The organism is Pseudomonas sp. S30, from assembly GCF_016518545.1.
Classification (GTDB): Bacteria; Pseudomonadota; Gammaproteobacteria; order Pseudomonadales; family Pseudomonadaceae; genus Aquipseudomonas.
Genome location: NZ_JACVTO010000007.1, coordinates 175,055 through 197,054 on the forward strand (window position 1 = coordinate 175,055; position 22,000 = coordinate 197,054).

A 22,000-nucleotide genomic window follows, 5' to 3' on the forward strand; every position below is an offset into this window, starting at 1 on the left:
TAGCTGTGACCCTCGGCGATCGCCGCTGCGCAGTGCCTGCCGATCATGCCTGGACCTCCGCCGGGTCGGTACGCCGCCAACGGCGGGCCAAGCGGTCGAAGTACAGGTAGATGACCGGCGTGGTGAACAGCGTCAGCACCTGGCTGACCAGCAGGCCGCCGACCATCACCAGGCCCAGCGGCTGGCGCAACTCGGCACCCGACCCGGTGGCGAGCATCAGCGGCAAAGCGCCGAACAGGGCCGCCAGGGTGGTCATGAGGATCGGCCGGAAACGCAGCAGCGCCGCCTGGTAGATCGCCTCATGCGGGCTCATGCCCTGATTGCGTTCGGCTTCCAGGGCGAAGTCGATCATCATGATCGCGTTCTTCTTGACGATACCGATCAACAGAATGATGCCGATGATGGCGATCATGCCCAGATCGTTGCCGCTGAGCAGCAGCGCCAGCAAGGCCCCGACCGCTGCCGAAGGCAAGGTGGAGAGAATGGTCACCGGGTGCACGTAGCTCTCGTAGAGCACGCCGAGCACGATGTACATGGTCACCACGGCCGCGAGAATCAGCAACAGTGTGCTCGACAGCGACGCCTGGAAGGCCTCGGCAGCGCCCTGGAAGCGCGTCTGCACACCCAACGGCATGCCGATCTGCTGCTGCACCTGTTCGATCGCCTGCACCGCCTGGCCCAGGGACACACCCTGCCCCAGGTTGAACGACATCATCACCGCCGGGAACTGGCCGATATGGGAAATCGCCAACTGCGCCTGGCGCTGTTCGATGCGAGCCAGCGCCGAGAGGCGCACCTGCCCCCCGTCGCTGGCCTTGACGTGGATCGATTCCAGCGCCTGCGGGCCGATGTTCGCAGCCGCCTGGGCCTGCAGCACCACCCGGTACTGGCTGGCCTGGGTGTAGATGGTGGAGATCTGCCGCTGGCCGAAGGCATCGTACAGGGCGTTGGTGATCTGGGCGACGGTGATGCCCAGCCGGCTGGCCATGTCACGGTCGATCGCCAGGTACACCTGCAGGCCCTTGTCCTGCAGGTCGCTGGCCACGTCGGTGAGCTCAGGGCGCTGCTGCAGGGCGTGGACCAGCTTGGCGCTCCATTCGGCGAGCATCTCGGGGTCTGGCGATGACAGGCTGAACTGGTACTGGGTGCGGCTGACCCGATCCTCGACGCTCAGGTCCTGCACCGGTTGCATGAACAGGCGGATGCCAACCAGGCGCTCGAGTTGCGGTTGCAGGCGTTCGATCACCTGGCTGGCGGTGACATCGCGCTCGGCATGGGCCTTGAGGTTGATCAGCAAACGCCCGCTGTTGAGGGTGGCGTTGTCGCCATCCACACCGATGTAGGACGACAGGCTCTGCACCGCCGGGTCCTGCAGAATCACCTTGCTCAGGGCCTGCTGACGCTCGCTCATGGCCGCGAAGGAGATCGATTGCGGGGCCTCGGAAATGCCCTGGATGACACCAGTGTCCTGCACCGGGAAGAAGCCCTTGGGCACCACCAGATAGAGAATCACGGTCAGCGCCAGCGACGCCAAGGCCACCAGCAGCGTCAGCGGTTGATGGCGCAACACCCATTTCAGGCCATGGCTGTAGCGTTCGATCAGCCAGTCGATCCAGGCGCCGCTGGCGCGATAGAAGCGGCCCTGCTCCTGTTCGCTGGGTTCGCGCTTGAGCAGGCGTGCGCACATCATCGGCGTCAGGGTGAGCGACACCACCAGGGAAATGAGAATGGCCACCGCCAGGGTGATGGCGAACTCGCGGAACAGCCGACCGACCACATCGGCCATGAACAGCAGCGGGATCAGCACCGCGATCAGGGAGAAGGTCAGGGAAATCAACGTGAAGCCGATCTGCCGGGCGCCCTTGAGCGCCGCCTGCAGCGGTGTCTCGCCCTCTTCGATGTGACGGGAAATGTTTTCCAGCATGACGATGGCGTCGTCCACCACGAAACCGGTGGCGATGGTCAGGGCCATCAGCGTGAGGTTATTGATGGAGAAACCGGCCAGATACATCACGCCAAAGGTGCCGACCAGCGACAACGGCACGGCGATCGAGGGGATGAGGGTCGCGCTGAAGCGGCGCAGGAACAGGAAGGTGACCATCACCACCAGGGCAATGGCGAACAGCAACTCGTGCTGCACGTCGCGCACCGCGGCACGGATGGTCTGGGTACGGTCGGTGAGCACGCTCACCTCGAGCCCGGCCGGCAGGTTGTCGGTGATCGACGGCAGCATCGTCTTGATCCGGTCGACCACATCGATGACGTTGGCCCCCGGCTGGCGCTGGATGTTCAGCAGCACCGCATGGTTCTCGTTGGCCCAGGCCGCCAGCCGTTCGTTCTCGGCGCCATCGACGATCTCGGCCACGTCCTTCAGGCGCAACGGCGCGCCATTGCTGTACTTGAGGATGAGATTGGCATATTCCTCGGGCGAGCGCAGTTGGTCGTTGGCGTCCAGCATCGAGACCCGGGTGGGGCCGTCGAAATTGCCCTTGGGCTGGTTGACGTTGGAGGCGCCGATCAGTGTGCGCACATCGTCCAGATTCAGGCCGTTGGCGGCCAGCGCATCGACGTTGACCTTGATCCGTACCGCCTGGCGCTGACCACCGGCGATGCTGACCATGCCCACACCGCTGATCTGCGCGACCTTCTGGGCCACTCGGGTGTCGACCAGGTCGTTGAGCTTGGGCAACGGCAGGGTGCGCGAGCTGATAGCCAGGGTCAGCACCGGGGTATCGGCCGGGTTGACCTTGTTGTACACCGGTGGTGCTGGCAGGTCGCTGGGCAGCAGGTTGCTGGCGGCATTGATCGCGGCCTGTACCTGCTGCTCGGCGACGTCCATGTTCATGTCCAGGCTGAAGCGCAAGGTCAGTACCGAGGCGCCACCGGAGCTGGTGGAGGCCATCTGGCTGAGGCCCGGCATCTGCCCGAACTGACGCTCCAGCGGCGCGGTGACCGCGCTGGTCATCACCTGCGGGCTGGCCCCGGGATACAGGGTCATGACGCGGATGGTCGGGTAGTCCACCTGAGGCAAGGCTGCCACCGGGAGCAGCTTGTAGGCGATGAGGCCGGCCAGGACGATGGCCAGCATACTCAGCGTGGTGGCGACCGGGCGCAGGATGAACAGCCGCGAGATGTTCATGCGCCCGCCTTGCTCGACTCACCGGACTGGGTGGCGTCCTGGCTCGGCTGCCCCTGCAGGTGCGAGCCAGGGGTAGCGGGCACCTGGGCGCTGTCCTGGACGATCTCGACCTGGGTGCCCTCACGCAGGCGATCGGTGCCTTCGAGCACCAGGCGCTCGCCGTCCTTGAGCCCTTCGAGGATCACGCTGTTGACGCCGTCGCTGGCGCCCACCTTGAGCTTGCGCACGATGACCTTGTCGTCGGCACCGATCACATAGGCGAACGTACCGTCGTTACCGAACTGGATGGCGGCGGCCGGGGCCAGCACCACCTGCTTGAGAGTATCGGCCAGCAGGCGCACGTTGACGAACTGGTTAGGGAACAACGCGCTGTCCTTGTTTTCGAACAGGCCCTTGAACTTGAGGGTGCCGGTGGTGGTGTCGATCTGGTTGTCCAGACTGCCCAGCACACCGGTGGCCTGCAGCCGGGTGTCCCCCCGATCCCAGGCCTCCACGGTCAGCCGCGCACCGCTGCGGTAGCGCTCGAGCACGGTGCTCAATTCGGTTTCCGGCAAGGTGAAGGCGACGTTGATCGGCTGGGTCTGGGTGATCGCCACCAGGGCCGTGGTGTCGTTGGCCGCCACCAGGTTGCCCAGGTCGAGCTGGCGCAGCCCGAGGCGACCGCTGATCGGCGCGCGAATCTGGCTGAACTCCAGGTTCAACCGTGCATCGTTGACCGCCGCCTGATTGGTCTTGACCAGGCCCTGGAACTGCCCGACCTGGGCCTGGGCGGTATCCAGGGTCTGCTTGGCGATGCTGTCCTCGGCATACAAGCCCTTGTAGCGGGCCAGATCGACCTGGGCGTTCTGCAACTGCGCCTGGTTCTGCGCCAATGTCCCCTCGGCCTGCTGCAAGGCGATGCGATAAGGGCGGGGATCGATCTCGGCGAGCAGGTCGCCGGCCTTCACCTGTTGCCCTTCCTTGAAGTGGATCTTCACCAGCTCGCCGGCGACCCGACTGCGTACATTGACCGTACTGGTGGCCGTGACCGTGCCCAGGGCCTTGTAGTACAGCGGGAAATCGCCGACGCGCACCGGTTCCACGCGGACCGGCACCGGATCGCTGGAGGCGCCGTAACCCGGCCGCCCGCTCTTGGTCAGGTGCGCCGCCGGCTCCTTGTGCTTGGGTGCTGCGGCAGGCCACAGCCACCAGGCCAGCAAGGCCACCAGCAACAGGAGCAACAGGCCGATCAGCCAGCGACGTGGGGAACGGGATACGGGAGCTTGCATAGGGTGAACGAACCTTGTTCAGAGAGTGGCGAGCTGGGACGTTGAACGATAAGCACTGGCATTGGATTAGCAAAGCGCCTTTACCTGGGATTTACCATTGGCTGACGTAGCTAAAACGATGAACTTTAAATGAAAACGGCCCGGAGTGGGCTCCGGGCCGTCGTTCAGGCATGCCTGTCTGCGCAGAGGCCGTGGCGGGCTGTGCCACGGCGCAGGCGCATGCTTACTTGAGCACCGCCAGTGCCGCCTCGTAGTTCGGCTCTTCGGCGATTTCCTTGACCAGTTCGGCGTGCAGCACTTTGTCCTGCTCATCCAGTACCACGACGGCGCGCGCGGTCAGGCCGGCAAGCGGGCCGTCGGCAATGGCCACGCCGTAGTTCTCGATGAATTCGCGGCCGCGCAGGGTGGACAGGTTCTTGACGTTTTCCAGGCCTTCGGCGCCGCAGAAACGCGCCTGGGCGAACGGCAGGTCGGCGGAGATGCACAGCACGACGGTGTTGGGCAGTTCGTTGGCCTGGGCGTTGAACTTGCGCACAGAAGTGGCGCAGGTCGGTGTATCGACGCTCGGGAAGATGTTCAGCACCTTGCGCTTGCCAGCGTAGTCTTTGAGCGACTTGTCGGCCAGGCCTTCGCCGACCAGGGAAAAGGCTGGCGCCTGGGCACCGACCTTGGGCAATTCGCCGTTGACCTGCACCGGGTTGCCTTTGAGAGTGACTTGAGCCATGGCGCTATTCCTTGATGAGGTTTGGAAAAAGGATCCAGAGTTAAGCGCTTTTGGACGCAGGCTGCAAGCGGGCAAGCGTTGCAAGCCCGCCCTGCTCGGCGCCGCTCAGCTCAGCAGGCCGTATACCACCGAGCTCAATGCCACCAGGCCGATCGCCACGACGAAGATGTTCGATACCGCACCGCTGTACTTGCGCATCGACGGTACGCGGCGGATGGCGTACATCGGCATCAGGAACAGCAGCACTGCCAGAATCGGACCGCCCAGCGACTCGATCATGCCCAGGATGCTTGGGTTCAAGGTGGCGACGATCCAGCACACCACCAGCATCAGCACCGCGACGATTCGGTCGAGGGCCTTGGCACCGGGCCGCAGGCCCGTTCTGACGATGATGCCCTTGAGACCTTCGTTGGCGCCGATGTAGTGGCCCAGGAAGGATTTGGCGATGGCAACGAAGGCGATCAGGGGCGCAGCGAAGGCAATGGCCGGATTGCTGAAATGGTTGGCCAGGTAAGAGAGGATGGACAGGTTCTGCGCTTTGGCTTCGGCCAGCTGAGCGCTACTGAGGGTCAATACGCAACTGAACACGAAGAACAGCACCATGGCCACCATCAGCAGGTGGGCGCGTGCCAGGATCTGCCCACTGCGCTGGTCGGCATGGTCCCCATAGCGGCGCTTCTGATCGACCGCGAAGGCCGAGATGATCGGCGAATGGTTGAAGGAAAACACCATCACCGGAATCGCCAACCACAAGGTGTGCAGCAGCGCCGAGCCAGCCGGCAGTTGCTGCGCGGTATCGAGGATGCCGCCATTCCAGTGCGGCACCAGGTACAGCGCCAGCAGCGCCAGGGCGACGATGAACGGGTAGACCAGCAGGCTCATGACCTTGACCGTGGCCTGTTCACCGCACCGCACGATGGCCAGCAGGCCGAGGATCAGCACGAACGACAACAACGCCCGCGGCGGTGGCGTCGTGTGCAACTGGTGCTCCATGAAGCTGCTGACGGTATTGGTCAGCGCCACGCTGTAGATGAGCAGGATGGGGAAGATCGCGAAGAAGTACAGGATCGTGATCAGGGTGCCTGCCGTCACGCCGAAATGCTCCTCGACCACGTCGGTGATGTCACCGTCCCTGCTGCCGGACAGCACGAAGCGGGTCAGCGCGCGATGAGCATAGTAGGTCATGGGGAATGCCAGCAGCGCCAGGATCAGCAGCGGCCAGAAACCGCCGAGCCCGGCGTTGATCGGCAGGAACAGGGTTCCGGCGCCGATGGCCGTGCCGAACAGGCCCAGCATCCAGGTAGTGTCCTGACGCGACCAACTGCCCAGGGCAGCGGATTGAGTCGATTCGAAGCGTCGCTCGACGCCTTGGGCCTGCTCATTCATCCGGGTGCAACTCCACTCACAAGATTGCAACTGGCTGAGCATGGCCAAACCCAGGGTCCGCACCACCTCAACCGCAAAAGAGGGGCGCGATTGTGCACTGAATGGGGACTATTGCGAAGCCCTGTCGCAGGGATGGTGGCGCTGTACCGGGTCGGAAAAGCCCTCGGAAGGTGGACGAATCCGCCTGTCGAGGGCTCGTATCCACGCCTACTGGACGGCGGCGAAGGCTTCGGCGACCCGTTGCAGGTTGTCCGGACGCAGCCCGGCCATGCAGACACGGCCGCTGTCGAGGATGTACACACCGAACTCGTCGCGCAGGCGCCGCGCCTGCTCCGCGCTGAAGCCGGTGTAGCTGAACATGCCGCGCTGGCGCAGCAGGAACTGGAAATCCTGGCCAGGCAGCCGCGTGGCCAGCGCCTCCACCAACCCGTGGCGCATGTCGAGGATGCGCTGGCGCATGGCCTCGACTTCCGCCTGCCACTGGGCGTCGAGTGCCGCATCGCTGAGCACGCCGGTCACCAGTAGCGCGCCATGGCTGGGCGGGCTGGAATAGTTGCGCCGTACCGTGGCCTTGAGCTGGCCGAGCACGCGCTGGGCGCTCGACGCGTCGTCGCAGACCACCGACAGCCCCCCTACCCGCTCGCCATACAACGAGAATATCTTGGAGAACGAGTTGCTCACCAGGCACGGCACGCCGGCCCGGGCCATCTCGCGAATGGCGTAGGCATCCTCTACCAGCCCCTGGCCGAAGCCCTGGTAGGCGATGTCGAGGAACGGTATGAGCCCGCGCGCCTTGACCACCTCGACCACCTGCTGCCACTGGCTCTGGTCCAGGTCGACGCCCGTGGGGTTGTGGCAGCACGGGTGCAGCAGCACGATGCTGTGCTCTGGCAGGGCCTGCAGGGCAGCCAGCATGCCGGGGAAATCCAGGCCGCGCGAAGCCTGGTCGAAATAGGGGTAGGTATGCACCTGGAAACCGGCGCCTTCGAAAATGGCGCGGTGGTTGTCCCAGGTCGGATCGCTGACCCAGACCTCGGACTGCGGAAAATAACGCTTTAGGAAGTCTGCGCCGACCTTGAGCGCACCCGAGCCGCCGACGGTCTGCACGGTGGCCACGCGGCCAGCGGTGACGGCTGGATGATCGGCACCGAACAGCAGCGCCTGGATCGCCTGGCGATAGCCGGCCAGACCCTCCATGGGCAGGTACAACGACGCTTCGTGGGGCTTGCCGGCCAGGCGCTTCTCGACCTCACCCACCGAGGGCAGCTGCGGCACTACGCCGGCTTCGTCGTAATACAGGCCGATACTCAGGTTGACCTTGTCGGCGCGCGGGTCGACCTTGAAGGCTTCCATCAACGAAAGAATCGGATCGCCGGCGTAGGCATCGACATGTTTGAACACAGCGTGCAGCTCCTTGGAATCGGGACAGTCGGAAGAACCCCCCGAGCATACCTGCTGAGGCGAGCCAGGAACATCACTGGATGCGCAAGCAGGGTGTGCCCGGATGCAATGCGGCCGGGGCGCAACCCTGCGACGGCTGCGCGGCGCAGTTCAGGACTCGCCTGGCCTTACTCGAGCAGACGCTCAAGCGAGTGCCACTGCGCCTCGCCGACACTCACCCCTTCCCTGGCCGAGATCGCCCGCTCGCGGAATCGGCGCTCACCGGGCAGGCGCGACACGCCCGCAGCCCGCATCTGTTCCAGCAAGCCACGGCTGCGCTGGGCGAAACGATCACCTTCTGCCTTGCCTGGATCGATGACGATGATCAACTGCCCGGTCCACGGCGTCTTGGCACCCGGATGCCCGGACCAGTCGAATTCCCAGGAGAAATGCCCGCCCGTCAACCCCGCGGCGAGCAACTCGACCATCATCGACAACGCCGAGCCCTTGTGCCCGCCAAACGGCAGCAACGCGCCGCCGTCGAGGATGGCCTGAGGGTCCACGCTCGGATCGCCGGCGGCATCCACGCCCACCTGGTCTGGCAAAGCCCGACCCTCGCGCGCCGCGATCTGCACGTCACCGTGGGCCATGGCGCTGGTGGCCATGTCGAAGACGATCGGCGACTGGCCAGCACAGGGCGCGGCAAAGGCGATCGGGTTGGTGCCGAACAGCGGTCGACGGGCGCCGTGGGGCACTACGCAGGTCATGCTGTTGACCACGCTCAGGGCGATCAGGCCTTCTTCGGCGAAGGGCTCCACATCCGGCCACAACGCGGCGAAATGGTGGGAGTTATGGATCGCCAGGACGGCGATACCGGCATTGCGCGCTTTGTGCACCAGCAGATCCCGGGCCGCTGCCAACGCCGGCTGGGCGAATCCGCCCTGGGCATCGACCTGCACGAACGCCGCTGCGCGGTCGCTGACCTGAGCGACCGCCTGACCGTCGACCCAACCGCTGGCCAAGGTCGAGACATAGCCTGGGATACGAAATACCCCATGACTGTGAGCACCGTCGCGCTGGGCGTTGGTGCAGTTGGTCGCCAGGATGGCGGCGACGGTGTCACTGCAACCGTGGCGCGAGAATATTCGGTACAAGAGGTCATGCAGCTTGGCGAATGGAACGCGAATCAAAGGATCCTTCAACGGCGAGGACATCGGGTACTCCCTAAAAGGTTGCAAGTGACAGCGACGGGCGGGGCCCGAATCACTGTTCGCCCGTGAGCGCCCCCTGTCAATCATCGCGCAGCATCGATGCGGGATCATTGCAATGGCGCAATGACCCAACTGCACCGTTAAATATTATTGACCAACCGTACCCGCGAACCCGTGCCGCCACAGGCGCGCAGCCGATACGGATGGCCACCGACGGGAGCTGACCTGCCGAAGTCCCCGGGCCAGTCGTTTGACATATCGAACGGCTCTGGCAAGCTACGGTTCATGTCCCGACCGGTACGATGGCCTCCAGGCCATGCCGGCAGTGCTCGGGGCCTCAGGCCGCGCTTCCAGGCCCTGCGCCACGCGCCTGCATGACAACGACAGGCAGCGCCTGTCCCAAGGTGACATATGTCCAACAGCAACATTGGCAACAAGCAAGCCGGCCCGCGCAAACCCGTCGTCCTGATGACCATGGGCACCCAGGAACGCAAGGGCCACGACTACCAGGTCATGACCCACAAGTACATCGCGCCACTGGTCGAGTTTTCCGACTGCGTGCCGGTACTGGTGCCTACGTGCTGCGGCACTGATGCCCTCGAGGCGTATCTGAACATGGCCGACGGCGTCTACCTGACCGGTGCCGGCAGCAATATCGACCCTGCATTGTACGGACAGGAAAACCAGACGCCCGGCAAGGCCCAGGACAAGAACCGTGACCTGTTCGACATCCCGCTGGTGCAACTGGCCATTGCCCGAGGCCTGCCGATTTTCGGCATTTGCCGAGGCATGCAGGAAATCAACGTGGCACTGGGCGGCGACATTTACCAGAAAGTGTACGCCGAGCCAGGCTTCGACGATCACCGGGAAAACCCGGATGACCCAGTGGAGGTGCAGTACGCCGCCTCTCACGCGGTGACCATCGAGCCAGGCACGTGGCTGTGTGAGGCCCTGGGTACCGGCCGTATACGCGTCAACTCCCTGCATGGCCAGGGGCTGCGCAACCTGGGCGAAGGACTGGAGCCTATCGCCCGCGCCGATGATGGCCTGGTAGAAGCCATCCACGGCCCGAGCATCTCGCCCTTCCTGTTCGCAGTGCAGTGGCATCCTGAGTGGCAAGCGGCGAAGAACCCGGATTCGATCCAGCTATTCAGGGCGTTCGGTGATGCCTGCCGCGCCCAGGTGCGCAAGGCGCACGCCATCAGGCGGCGTGAAGCCTGAACAAGTCGGCGTACAGGCGGGGTCGAGGCAATCTCGGCCCCGCGTACCGCTCCAGGCTTGCAGTCACATTGGCTTGAGCGCCCTGCAATCCTGAGTTCTCGCCTCAAGAGATACGATGACCTTCAATAACGCGTCGCGTGACTGCCACTTTACGGTCGTTTGGCCGTCTACTTTGATCCCTCACCTATCTGCCCGATAGGCTCAACCCCCTTTCGAAAGCACATCTTCTTACCTGTGGGCGAAGACAATTTGGATGAGAGGGCTTTTCACCAAGCTAGTTGTACGATAACTTACCTCTCAGCTTGGTTTCCTCTCTTCCTCCAAGCCTCACAGGATGCCCACAACAATGAACCCACAAGAACTGAAGACCATCCTTTCCCACGGCCTGCTGTCCTTTCCAGTGACGGACTTCGACGCCCAGGGCGATTTCAATCCAGCAGGCTATGCCAAACGCCTGCAGTGGCTGGCGCCCTACGGCGCCAGTGCGCTGTTCGCCGCAGGCGGGACCGGCGAATTCTTCTCCCTGGCTGCCAGTGAATACAGCCAGGTGATCAAGACCGCCGTCGACACCTGTGCCGATTCCGTGCCTATCCTGGCCGGTGTGGGGGGCTCGACCCGTCAGGCCATCGAGTATGCCCAGCAGGCCGAGCGCCTGGGCGCCAAGGGTCTGCTGCTGCTGCCGCACTACCTGACCGAAGCCAGCCAGGACGGTGTCGCTGCCCATGTAGAGGCGGTGTGCAAGTCGGTGAACATCGGTGTGGTGGTCTACAACCGCAATGTCTGCCGCCTAAACGCCACACAACTCGAGCAATTGGCCGAGCGCTGCCCCAACCTGATCGGCTACAAGGACGGTCTGGGCGACATCGAACTGATGGTGTCGATCCGCCGCCGCCTGGGCGATCGCTTCAGTTACCTGGGTGGCCTGCCTACGGCCGAGGTCTATGCTGCCGCGTACAAGGCGCTGGGCGTCCCCGTGTACTCATCGGCGGTGTTCAACTTCGTACCCAAGACCGCCATGGACTTCTACAACGCCATCGCCCGCGAAGACCATGCCACCGTCGGCAAATTGATCGACGACTTCTTCCTGCCGTACCTGGACATCCGCAACCGCAAGGCCGGCTACGCGGTGAGCATCGTCAAGGCCGGCGCACGCATCGCAGGGTACGACGCCGGCCCCGTGCGCACCCCGCTCACCGACCTGACCGACGAGGAATACCAGGCGCTCGCCGCGCTGATGGACAAGATGGGTCCACAACACGTGTGACGCCAGGCCTCTGCCAAGGCCGCGCCGGAGCGAGACCCGCTCCGGCCTACAATTCGAACGCCCCGCACAACAATAACTAGTGGGAGTACACTCGCATGCAAGCGACTAAAAAGACGCATGTGCGCTACCTGATCCTGTTCATGCTGTTCCTGGTGACCACGATCAACTATGCCGACCGCGCTACCATCGCCATCGCCGGCTCCAGCCTGCAGAAAGACCTGGGTATCGACGCCGTCACCCTCGGCTACATCTTCTCCGCCTTCGGCTGGGCCTACGTGGCCGGCCAAATCCCCGGCGGCTGGTTGCTCGATCGCTTCGGCTCGAAGAATGTCTACGCCTTCAGCATCTTCACCTGGTCGCTGTTCACCCTGCTGCAGGGCTTCGTCGGTGGAATGCCAGTGGCCTGGGCCGTGGTGACACTGTTCACCCTGCGCTTTCTGGTCGGCTTCGCCGAGGCGCCTTCCTTCCCGGGCAATGCGCGCATCGTCGCGGCCTGGTTCCCGACCGCCGAGCGCGGCACGGCGTCGGCCATCTTCAACTCGGCGCAGTACTTCGCCACGGCCTTGTTCGCGCCACTGATGGGCTGGATCGTGTTCAGCTTCGGCTGGGAGCACGTGTTCGTGGTCATGGGCGCGCTGGGCATCCTGTTCTCGCTGGTCTGGCTCAAGACCATCTACAATCCACGCCAGCACCCGCGCATCAGCGCGGCCGAGCTCGAGCACATCGAAGTCAACGGTGGTCTGGTGGACATGGACCAGAAGCGCGGCAACGATGGGCCCAAGTGGGGCTACATCAAGCAGTTGCTCACCAGTCGCATGCTGCTGGGCGTCTACCTGGGCCAGTACTGTATCAATGCCATCACCTACTTCTTCCTGACCTGGTTCCCGGTGTACCTGGTCCAGGAGCGCGGCATGACCATCCTCAAGGCAGGCTTCATCGCCTCGCTGCCGGCGATCTGCGGTTTCATCGGTGGCGTACTCGGCGGGGTACTGTCCGACTGGCTGTTGCGGCGCGGCAACTCGCTGACCTTCTCGCGCAAGCTGCCGATCGTGTGTGGCCTGATGCTCTCCACCACCATGGTGTTCTGCAACTATGTAGAAGCCGAATGGATGGTCGTGGGCTTCATGACCCTGGCGTTCTTCGGCAAGGGCATCGGCGCACTGGGCTGGGCCGTGGTCGCCGACACCTCACCCAAGCAGATCGCCGGCTTGTCTGGCGGACTGTTCAACACCTTTGGCAACATCGCGTCGATCACCACCCCGATCGTGATCGGCTACATCATCAGCGCCACCGGCTCGTTCAAATGGGCGCTGGTGTATGTCGGTGCCAACGCACTGGTGGCCGTCTTCAGTTACCTGGTGATCGTCGGTCCGATCAAGCGTATCGAGTTGCGTGAGCCGACCGCTCCCAACCCGGTACCCCAGGCGACGCTGGCGACCACTCGCCACTGACCCGACCCGAGCCGATGCCCTGACCAGGCATCGGCTGCCAAGAGCAGCCTGAGACAATGACAACAAGGGCCTGACCATGCAGTTGATCGAACATTCCGAGTCGCCCCGCTACATCCGTCTGCATTCCCTGGACAACGTGGTCGTTGTGGTCAACGACGGCGGCCTGGGCGAAGGCACGCGCTTCGCCGACGGCCTGACCCTGACCGAGCACGTGCCACAGAGCCACAAGGTCGCGACCGAGCACATCCGCCAGGGCGAGGCCGTGCGGCGCTATGGACAGATCATCGGTTACGCCGTGCAGGACCTGCAGCAGGGCAGTTGGGTGCAGGAGAGCCAGCTTTCCATGCCGGCAGCACCGGAGCTGGACAGCCTGCCGCGCTGCGATGCCGTCCCCGCCGCCCTGCCCCCTCTAGAGGGATACAGCTTCGAAGGCTACCGCAACGCCGACGGCACGGTCGGCACCCGCAACATCCTGGGCATCACCACCACCGTGCAATGCGTCACCGGTGTGTTGGAGCATGCGGTCAAGCGCATCCGCGAAGAACTGCTGCCGCGCTACCCCAACGTCGATGACGTGGTCGCCCTCACCCACAGCTACGGCTGCGGTGTGGCCATCAATGCGCGCGACGCCTACATCCCCATCCGCACCGTGCGCAACCTGGCGCGCAACCCGAACCTGGGTGGCGAAGCGCTGGTCATCGGCCTGGGCTGCGAGAAATTGCAAGCCGAGCAGGTGATGCATCAGGGCGATCCGTCGGTAGACCTCAGCGAGCCCTGGCTGTATCGCCTGCAGGATGCCTCGTTGGGGTTCGGGGAGATGATCGAGCAGATCATGCAACTGGCCGAGAGTCGCTTGCAGAAGCTCGACCGGCGGCGCCGTGAAACGGTGCCGGCGAGCGAATTGATACTGGGCATGCAGTGTGGGGGCAGCGACGCTTTTTCCGGCATCACGGCCAATCCGGCCCTGGGCTTCGCCGCCGACCTGCTGGTACGCGCTGGCGCCACCGTGCTGTTCTCGGAGGTGACCGAGGTTCGCGACGCGATCTACATGCTCACTTCACGTGCCGAAACGCCGGAAGTGGCCGAGGCCCTGGTGCGCGAAATGGACTGGTACGACCGCTATCTGCAACAGGGCGCGGCCGACCGCAGTGCCAACACCACGCCGGGCAACAAGAAAGGCGGCTTGTCCAACATCGTCGAAAAATCCCTGGGATCGATCGTCAAGTCCGGCAGCGGCGCGATCCAGGGCGTGATCGGACCGGGCGAACGAGTGACCCGCAAGGGCCTGATCTTCTGCGCCACGCCCGCCAGCGACTTCGTCTGCGGCACCCTGCAACTGGCTGCCGGCATGAACCTGCACGTGTTCACCACCGGACGCGGGACGCCCTACGGGCTGGCCATGGCCCCGGTGGTGAAGGTGTGCACCCGCAGCGAACTGGCCCAGCGCTGGCCCGACCTCATCGACATCGACGCCGGACGTATCGCCACCGGGCGTTCGAGTATCGAAGCGCTGGGCTGGGAGCTGTTCCACTTCTATCTGGACGTGGCCAGCGGGCGCCAGCACACCTGGGCCGAACGTCACAAACTGCACAACGACATCACCCTGTTCAATCCGGCACCGATCACCTGAGGTCGCCTGCCACTCCTACTCTTATCCTTGCCTACGGAGCATTCCATGCCTGAGATCCTTGGCCACAACTTCATCGCCGGCCAGCGCAGCGCCACCGGCCAGCAGACCTTGCACAGCCTGGACGCCAGCACCGGGCAGGCACTGCCCTATCGTTTCACCCAGGCCAGCGAGACCGAAGTGGATCAGGCGGCGCGCGCCGCCGCAGCGGCATTTGCCGAGTTTCGACAGCTCGCCCCGGCCCGACGGGCCGAATTCCTCGACGCCATCGCCGATGAACTCGATGAATTGGACGACAGCTTCGTCGCCATCGTGTGCCAGGAAACCGCACTGCCGGCCGCACGCATACAAGGTGAGCGAGGGCGTACCAGCGGCCAGATGCGTCTGTTCGCCCAGGTCCTGCGCCGCGGTGACTTCCTCGGCGCGCGCATCGACCAGGCGCTGCCCCAGCGTCAGCCGCTGCCGCGTACCGACCTGCGACAGATGCGCATCGGCGTAGGCCCGGTCGCCGTGTTCGGCGCGAGCAATTTCCCGCTGGCCTTTTCCACCGCCGGTGGCGATACCGCAGCGGCGCTGGCGGCGGGTTGCCCCGTGGTGTTCAAGGCTCACAGTGGTCATATGGCGACGGCCGACCAGGTGGCCTGCGCCATCGTCCGCGCGGCAGAACGCACCGGCATGCCCAAGGGCGTGTTCAACATGGTGTTTGGCGCAGGCGTAGGCGAATGGCTGGTCAAGCATCCGGCGATCCAGGCGGTAGGGTTCACCGGCTCGCTCAAAGGCGGTGACGCCCTGTGCCGGATGGCTGCCGAACGGCCGCAGCCGATTCCGGTGTTCGCCGAAATGTCCAGCATCAACCCGGTGATCCTGCTACCCGGCGCATTGGCCAAGCGCGGTGAAACCATCGCCCGCGAGCTGGCCGGATCGGTCTGCCTGGGCGCAGGACAATTCTGCACCAATCCTGGGCTGGTCATCGGCCTGCGCGGCGGCGCCTTCGACCAGCTGCTTGCGCAACTGGGCCAGCACTTGCAGCAGCAGCCGGGCCAGACCCTGCTTAATGCCGGTGGCCTGCGCAGCTATGAAAACGGGCTGACGCACCTGCACGCCCATGCCGGTGTCGAGCATCTGGCAGGCGAGCCTCAGCAAGGCGCTGAGGCGCGCGCGCAGCTGTTCAAAGCCGACGCGCGTCTGCTGATCGAGTCCGACAGCGCGTTGCAGGAGGAAGTCTTCGGTCCGACCACCGTGGCGGTCGAAGTTGCCGACGATGCCGAACTGAGCGCTGCCCTGCTGGGCCTGCGCGGTCAGCTCACCGCGACGCTGATCGGCGAGCCCCAGGACCTTGAAGCCTACGCCTGGCTGGTGCCCCTGCTGGAAGAAAAGGTCGGCCGGATCCTGGTCAACGGCTATCCCACAGGGGTGGAGGTGTGTGACGCGATGGTGCATGGCGGGCCCTACCCGGCCACCTCCGACGCTCGCGGCACCTCGGTCGGCACCCTGGCCATCGACCGTTTCCTGCGACCGGTGTGCTACCAGAACTATCCCCAGGCGCTGTTGCCGCAGGCGTTGCAGGACGCCAATCCGTTGGGGCTGCGGCGTCTGGTCGACGGCCAGTGGCATCACGGCGCGCTGTAGGCTTTAAGGCAATCCCGGCGCGCTATCGGTTAGCGGTGCGCTGGACATGGGGCGACAGGCCGTCAGCCTCATCGATCCAGCGCAGGGACAGCGCACCCGGGCGGCGAACCAGGCGTTCAGGGTAGAACCGCCATAGTCGCTCGGCGCCGACGAAACCGGCGATCTGCGGATCGTCGAGCAGCACCTCGGTGCGGCCGCTCATCTGCAACAGGTCTCCCTGCGCCCTGTCCACGAACAGCAGGCCGGCGCGGGGGTTGATCAGCAGGTTGCCCAGGGTGTTGAAGAACGCGTTGCCATTGAAATCCGGAATGGTCAGCCGGCCGCAGGGGTCGACCTGGACGAATCCGGGCTCGCCACCGCGGTGCGAGACATCCACCTGGCGCGTGCCCTCGCTCTCCACATAGGAGGCTACGTAGAAGGTGTCGGCGTCGACGATCAGGCTGTGATCCTGTGGGCTCAAGGTCGTGGAGTGAATCGGTGTGCCCGGCGAGCGGGGCCAGGGTTCGCACGTGCGGCGATGGATGTAGCGAGGGCAGTTGCCGTAGCACTGGTTCGGTTCGATGGCAAAGCCGGTGGCGCTCATGTCGCGGATCGTGCCGTTGAGCCGGTTGCGCCGGCGTGTGTGCAGTTCGATACCCAATAGACCGATGCCTTCTCCCTCTTGCAGGCCCTCTTGCGCCGGGTCGGCCGGCTCGCATGGCAACCTGAGAACCAGTCGGCGTGGCTCGGGCGCCTGCATGAAGCCGGGTTCACCCACTCGCAGCGTCGCCCACGGATCGCCCGAGCGGTCGACGCTGCCCAGGACCACGAAGGGCAACTGCGCGTAGAATCTGCGGTGCTGGTCGGGCATGGCATTGCGCGAGAGCTGCGTCCTGCCGATGCTCACCATGCGCTCGAGGGCGCCGACGCTGCGTTGCAGCGCGCGTTCACCTGCGTGCCATGGGCATAGCAGAGAAGGTTCGGAAATAGTGGTCATGACGGCCCCGCAGATGAGTGGCTGGGGCTGTCATGCTGCCGTGCAGGACGGTTAGCGGGAATGGCCGATCCCGGCAATTGATCGTTTCGCCGGTCGCAATTCCGCCCTTGTACCGTCTGATGCCGGGCTAGCGAGCCTGCTGCGCCTCACCCGCCGCATGCGCTTGGCGCAGGCGCTCGCGGCTGTTGCTCAGGTGCAGGCGCATGGCAAGTTTCGCCCCCTCGCCATCGCCGCGGGCAATGGCCTCGTAGATCGCTTCGTGCTCATGGCTCAGGCGACTCAGGTAGTGGGCCTGGTCATCGTGAGCCAGGCGCGCGGAATTGAGCCGGGTACGAGGAATGATGCTGGTGCCCAGGTGGGCGAGGATGTCAGCGAAGTAGTGATTGCCGCTGGCCTGGGCGATGCGCAGGTGAAACTGGAAGTCGGCCGACACCGCATCGCACGCCTGGGCGGCACCCTCGTTGAGCTCGTCAAGTGCCGTGCGCATGCCGCGCAACTGCTCGTCGGTGCGCCGTTCTGCCGCCAGGCCAGCCGCTTCGATTTCCAGCGCGATGCGCAACTCCAGCACCGCCAGAACCTCCCTCAGGGTGACGACGGTGGCAGGGTCGATACGAAAGCCGCTGGCACTGGGCGCGTCGAGCACGAATGTGCCGATGCCGTGCCGGGTCTCGACCTGACCAGCCGCCTGCAACCGCGAGATCGCCTCACGCACCACCGTACGGCTCACGCCTTCTTCGAGCATGATCTGCGATTCGGTGGGCAGCTTGTCGCCGCGCTTCAACTGGCCACTGCGGATGCGCTCGGTGAGCACTGTGACCAGTTCCTGGGCCAGACTGCGGGGTTTTCGCCGCGTGCGCGGCTGTACGTGCTGCTCTGTCATGCCCTGAGATTCGCCGTGATGATACAGCCGCCATGATAGCCCAAGCGGTTGTACGATCACATCTCCCTGTACTCGTGTGGCTCTGGCCTGCCCGCTACACGGCTCAAGGACCGATGGGCAACCGGTGGGCGCTGGCAGCAGGCGCTACAGTCCGTCGGCTGACGGCAAACTGCTGGCCCCAAGACTGTGAAATCCTAGGCAAACTCCCTTTTCAGTCAATCGCTTAGGACAGCAATATGCGAGTATTTCTAGCAGGTCTAGCCAGCTGTGCACTCACCCTCGGCGCAGTGGACGCGCAGGCCAGGCCGCTCAGCCAGCACCAACGAGGCGTGTGCCAGTGGGGAGCGCAGATCGCTGCACAGGCTCAGCAGTCCAAGCTTTCGGGGACCACGTTGTATGCGAGCCGCAAGAAGCTGCAGGTGCGCAAGTTCGCCAAGCCGTGGATGCGCATGACCGCGATGGGCATCACCGAGCAGACCTACAACAGCCAGTCGCGCCTGCCCCCCAAAGCCATACAGCAGACCTACTATGAGCAATGTGTGCAGCATGCGGTGGCACAGCGCTGAAGTGCGGCGCGCGAAGTACTTGAGCACAGCGAGCCGTTAATAATTTTCATTATAAACAATGGCTTGAGACACTTACTTAAGAAAAATTATAGAAATACTTCATGGAGTTTCTTAAGTTGGGTTCATCGCCGAGCCGGGTTCAGCAACCCGTTAAGGTGTCGGCGCGCCGCTCGCCGGCGAAGAATACTGGGCGTAGCCGCACGCCCACCACGTTGCCCAGGTACGCCGCCACCAGCCACAGCCAGCCGTGCAGGCTTCCGGACGCGATGCCGCTGAAATAGGCGCCGATGTTGCATCCGTAAGCCAGGCGTGAGCCATAGCCTAGAAGCAGTCCACCGATCACGGCGGCAATCAGAGAAGGCAGTGGAATCTTCAGGCTGGGAGCGAAACGCCCTGCGAGCCCCGCGGCCAGCAAGGCACCGAGCACGATGCCGATGTCCATCACCGTGGTGATGTCCTGCCACAGCGGCGATGCCAGCGCCTTGGCGTTGGCCGGCGCCTGCCAGAACACCCACTGGCTGACCTCCACGCCCAGTGCGCTCAACGTCTTGGCGCCCCACAGCGCGAAAGCGGACGTAATGCCCCAGGGCCGCCCCGCCAGCGCCAGGGTGGCATAATTGAGCAGCGCCAGGGCGACGGCGCCCCACAGCAGCGGCCACGGGCCACGCACGAAGCGCTTGGAGACCTGCCGCTGAGTGTCGAGCGGTGCTTGCAGCGCACCATGGCGACGACGCTCCAGGATCACGGTGATGGCCGCGATCACCGCGAACAACCCGAGACTGGCGACCAGCGCAGGGACCACGCCCCACGCGTGGACGATCGAGGTGGCTGGAAACGCAGGCAGCGCGAACCACCAGTCGGCATGGTGGGTGGCCGTGACCGACCCGACGATGAAGAACAGCAAGGTCACCAGCATGCGCGCGTTGCCGCCGCCCACCGTGAACAGCGTGCCCGAGGCGCAGCCACCGCCCAGTTGCATGCCGATGCCGAAGATGAAGGCACCGAACACCACCGAGACCCCTGCCGGGGCGACCAGTCCACTGACCGGATTGCCGAACAGGCTGCCGGCGGACAACGCAGGGAAGAACAGCACAACGGCCAGCGCCAGCATCACCATCTGCGCCCGCAGGCCGGCACCGCGACGGTCATTGATGAACACTCGCCACGCCGACGTGAAACCGAAGGCGGCGTGATAGAGCGTCAAGCCGAGTGCGGCCCCCAGCAACAGCAGCAGCATCTGCCTGAGGCCGGCCTGGACCTCGAGGAACCAGCCCCCCGCCAGCAGCAGGATCAGGGCCAGGAGCGGCGCACCCAGACGGCGCGGCTGGGGCATGGCGGTAGCGGAAAAACCCATTGAAATACTCGGATAACAGTCGGACGGGCCGCGAGTATAGCGCCGAGCCGGGTGCAGTGGCAGCCAGCACGGCGCCTCATCTCAGCGTTTGCTGGCCCAGATACCGAAAGCCGTGTCGCCGATGTAAATGCCCGAGGACCGACTGCGCTCGGCATCCAGGCGCGCCTGCAACGTCTCTATGCCCACCTGGCGCGCCGTGGCGATGCCGTGCTCGATGATTCTGGGCAGGCAATCGCGCACGATCGCCGCCAATGGGTAAGGGCTGGTCGGGGTCTGCACCAGGCACTCGGCGCGCAGGGACTGCACCTGCAGCCCGGCGTCGGTGCAGATCCGGTGCAGATTGAAACCGATGTGCAGGTCCGCCCCTTCATGCGCGAGCAAGCGTTGCAGCCAGCGCTGGGCGCGGCGATGCAATGCAAAGGGCTCGAGGCTGGCGGGCGTGAGGCTGCTGTCATGCTCCTGGAACACCAGGACGCCGCCCGGCAGTAACAGCTTGGCCAACCCGCGCAGAACCCGCACCGGATCGGGCTGATACATCAGTACACGGCGACCGACGATGGCATCGAAAAGCCCGAGCGAAGCGGGCAGACGGTGCAGGTCGCCCTCCACGAAATCGATCCTGGCGCAGTTCGGATCGCTGGGGCGCAGGCGAGCCTGCGTCAACGCCGACGGCGACTGGTCGACCGCCACAACCGCGCCATCATGCTCGACCAATTCGGCCAGCAGCGCACTCACCTCACCTGTGCCGCACCCCACCTCCAGGACCCGCATGCCAGGCCCCAGGCCGGCATCGAGCAGCAGTCGCGCAGTGAAGTCCGTGGTGGAAAGTGCCATGCCCTGCTCCTGATCCGGGCGCCTAGTGTGGCGGGGCTTGGGTGCGATGCACAAGCGCCGAGGCCTGAGGGCGCTGCCACGGGGCCACGCGGCAGGACCGTTCGAGGCGCTGGCCGAAAGCTCAGAGACCGGATGGCGACAAACGCAGGACCCGGTTGCGGCCACCCTCGGCCAGCAGATATCCGCCCTTGCCGTCTGGCACGATCGACTGCGGCGCCTTGAGGAATGACAGCACCGTGTGACGCTGGCCATCCGTGTCGATTCGGACCAGACGGGCACGGTGCGTGGAGTCTTCGCTGATCCACAAGCCGCGCTGGTCGCAGAACAGGAACGTGGGGTGGCGAAGGTCGTCGTACACCACTGGATCTTCGCCGTTTTCGCTCAATGCGCGGATGCGCCCCGTCGCCTTCTCGGTGTACAGCAGCCGCCCACCGGCGCAGCGGGTCAGGCCTTCGCTTTCGTCGAGCGCCGAGCGCAGCACCTGCACCTGACCGCTCTTCCAATCGTAGCGCATCAGGCGACCCTCACCCTTGCGGTCCTCGATGGCGTACAGGTGATCGCCCTCGTTCCACAGGCCCTGCACGCTCTCGCCTTCGAACAATGAGGTGGTCTGACCATCGCGTGACAACATGACAGGCGCCACGCCGCCCTCCTGGCTGAACACCCAGCCGCCGTCCACGGCCGCAATGCCATCAGGCTTGGACAGGCCGTCGATGAGCACCTCGCGCGAACCCTGCGGGCTGATCTTCAGGATACTGCCCAGGCCGTCGTCCAGCTCGCTGCTCACCACCAGGCTGCCGTCGGCCAGCGGCAACAGCGAAGCGGCCTTGGGAATATCGCCATGTAGCACCTGCACCTGCCAACCGGCTGCGGCCTGCACGGGGTAGAAGCTCTGCCAGGCGAAGAAACCCAGGGCGCTCACGACGACAGCTGCGGCTGCCGTCAGGGAAAGCTTTACTGCGCGGTGGCGGAACACGTGGATCATGGATCGCTCCTGTAGGCTGGCGGGCGATCCTAGCAAGGCGATGTGAAAAAAATGTCGTCACGCACCCGCTGTACCCCTGAACCAGCAAGATCGTTCAAGCCTTGC

17 protein-coding genes are annotated in these 22,000 nt (G+C 64.7%); 6 read left to right on the forward strand and 11 right to left on the reverse strand.

Annotated features, from left to right (window positions below; translation table 11 throughout):
- Nucleotides 1-43 precede the first annotated feature (43 nt).
- From IAE34_RS10520 to IAE34_RS10545, 6 genes are all read right to left on the reverse strand, one after another.
- Nucleotides 44-3,139 carry an MdtB/MuxB family multidrug efflux RND transporter permease subunit gene (locus IAE34_RS10520; RefSeq protein WP_200138880.1) on the reverse strand — a complete coding sequence of 1,032 codons (3,096 nt, stop codon included), beginning with the start codon at nt 3,137-3,139 and terminating at the stop codon, nt 44-46.
- Nucleotides 3,136-4,407, reverse strand: a complete 1,272-nt coding sequence (locus IAE34_RS10525; RefSeq protein ID WP_200138881.1) for an MdtA/MuxA family multidrug efflux RND transporter periplasmic adaptor subunit — start codon at nt 4,405-4,407, stop codon at nt 3,136-3,138. Before IAE34_RS10525 ends, IAE34_RS10520 begins: the two co-directional genes overlap by 4 nt.
- A gap of 223 nt (nt 4,408-4,630) precedes the next feature.
- Entirely contained in the window at nt 4,631-5,131 is a 501-nt protein-coding gene (gene tpx / locus IAE34_RS10530) for a thiol peroxidase (RefSeq protein ID WP_200138882.1), read from the reverse strand.
- 105 nt (nt 5,132-5,236) lie between these two features.
- The gene (locus tag IAE34_RS10535; RefSeq protein ID WP_200138883.1) at nt 5,237-6,517 is read right to left on the reverse strand and encodes a serine/threonine transporter; all 1,281 of its coding nucleotides are present in this window, start codon (nt 6,515-6,517) and stop codon (nt 5,237-5,239) included.
- Nucleotides 6,518-6,724: 207 nt separating this feature from the next.
- Nucleotides 6,725-7,918 carry an amino acid aminotransferase gene (locus IAE34_RS10540; RefSeq protein WP_200138884.1) on the reverse strand — a complete coding sequence of 398 codons (1,194 nt, stop codon included), beginning with the start codon at nt 7,916-7,918 and terminating at the stop codon, nt 6,725-6,727.
- Nucleotides 7,919-8,085: 167 nt separating this feature from the next.
- Nucleotides 8,086-9,111 carry an Ldh family oxidoreductase gene (locus tag IAE34_RS10545; protein ID WP_200138885.1) on the reverse strand — a complete coding sequence of 342 codons (1,026 nt, stop codon included), beginning with the start codon at nt 9,109-9,111 and terminating at the stop codon, nt 8,086-8,088.
- A gap of 408 nt (nt 9,112-9,519) precedes the next feature.
- Between IAE34_RS10545 and IAE34_RS10550 the strand changes: the two genes are divergently transcribed.
- The 5 genes from IAE34_RS10550 to IAE34_RS10570 all read left to right on the forward strand — a co-directional run bounded on the left by IAE34_RS10550 (nt 9,520) and on the right by IAE34_RS10570 (nt 16,300).
- Nucleotides 9,520-10,329 (forward strand): gamma-glutamyl-gamma-aminobutyrate hydrolase family protein, encoded by an 810-nt coding sequence (locus tag IAE34_RS10550; RefSeq protein ID WP_200138886.1) that lies wholly within the window; start codon nt 9,520-9,522, stop codon nt 10,327-10,329.
- A 346-nt stretch (nt 10,330-10,675) separates the two neighbouring features.
- Entirely contained in the window at nt 10,676-11,593 is a 918-nt protein-coding gene (gene kdgD, locus IAE34_RS10555) for a 5-dehydro-4-deoxyglucarate dehydratase (RefSeq protein ID WP_200138887.1), read from the forward strand.
- A gap of 95 nt (nt 11,594-11,688) precedes the next feature.
- On the forward strand, nt 11,689-13,044 hold the full coding sequence (locus tag IAE34_RS10560) for an MFS transporter (protein ID WP_200138888.1): 1,356 nt from the start codon (nt 11,689-11,691) through the stop codon (nt 13,042-13,044).
- Nucleotides 13,045-13,120: 76 nt separating this feature from the next.
- A complete protein-coding gene (garD, locus tag IAE34_RS10565; RefSeq protein WP_200138889.1) occupies nt 13,121-14,674 on the forward strand; it encodes a galactarate dehydratase in 1,554 nt (517 codons plus the stop codon).
- 45 nt (nt 14,675-14,719) lie between these two features.
- Entirely contained in the window at nt 14,720-16,300 is a 1,581-nt protein-coding gene (locus IAE34_RS10570) for an aldehyde dehydrogenase (NADP(+)) (protein ID WP_200138890.1), read from the forward strand.
- A 22-nt stretch (nt 16,301-16,322) separates the two neighbouring features.
- Here IAE34_RS10570 and IAE34_RS10575 read toward each other — a convergent pair whose 3' ends face one another.
- Complete coding sequence (locus tag IAE34_RS10575; RefSeq protein WP_200138891.1) at nt 16,323-17,276, reverse strand: pyridoxamine 5'-phosphate oxidase family protein; 954 nt, start codon at nt 17,274-17,276, stop codon at nt 16,323-16,325.
- Nucleotides 17,277-17,403: 127 nt separating this feature from the next.
- A complete protein-coding gene (locus tag IAE34_RS10580; RefSeq protein ID WP_200138892.1) occupies nt 17,404-18,156 on the reverse strand; it encodes a FadR/GntR family transcriptional regulator in 753 nt (250 codons plus the stop codon).
- 236 nt (nt 18,157-18,392) lie between these two features.
- Between IAE34_RS10580 and IAE34_RS10585 the strand changes: the two genes are divergently transcribed.
- On the forward strand, nt 18,393-18,722 hold the full coding sequence (locus IAE34_RS10585; protein ID WP_200138893.1) for a hypothetical protein: 330 nt from the start codon (nt 18,393-18,395) through the stop codon (nt 18,720-18,722).
- 139 nt (nt 18,723-18,861) lie between these two features.
- Here IAE34_RS10585 and IAE34_RS10590 read toward each other — a convergent pair whose 3' ends face one another.
- The 3 genes from IAE34_RS10590 to IAE34_RS10600 form a co-directional block, all read right to left on the reverse strand.
- A complete protein-coding gene (locus IAE34_RS10590; RefSeq protein ID WP_200138894.1) occupies nt 18,862-20,076 on the reverse strand; it encodes a YeeE/YedE family protein in 1,215 nt (404 codons plus the stop codon).
- An 81-nt stretch (nt 20,077-20,157) separates the two neighbouring features.
- Entirely contained in the window at nt 20,158-20,910 is a 753-nt protein-coding gene (locus IAE34_RS10595; RefSeq protein WP_200138895.1) for a class I SAM-dependent methyltransferase, read from the reverse strand.
- A 121-nt stretch (nt 20,911-21,031) separates the two neighbouring features.
- Nucleotides 21,032-21,895 carry an SMP-30/gluconolactonase/LRE family protein gene (locus IAE34_RS10600; RefSeq protein ID WP_200138896.1) on the reverse strand — a complete coding sequence of 288 codons (864 nt, stop codon included), beginning with the start codon at nt 21,893-21,895 and terminating at the stop codon, nt 21,032-21,034.
- Nucleotides 21,896-22,000 lie beyond the last annotated feature (105 nt).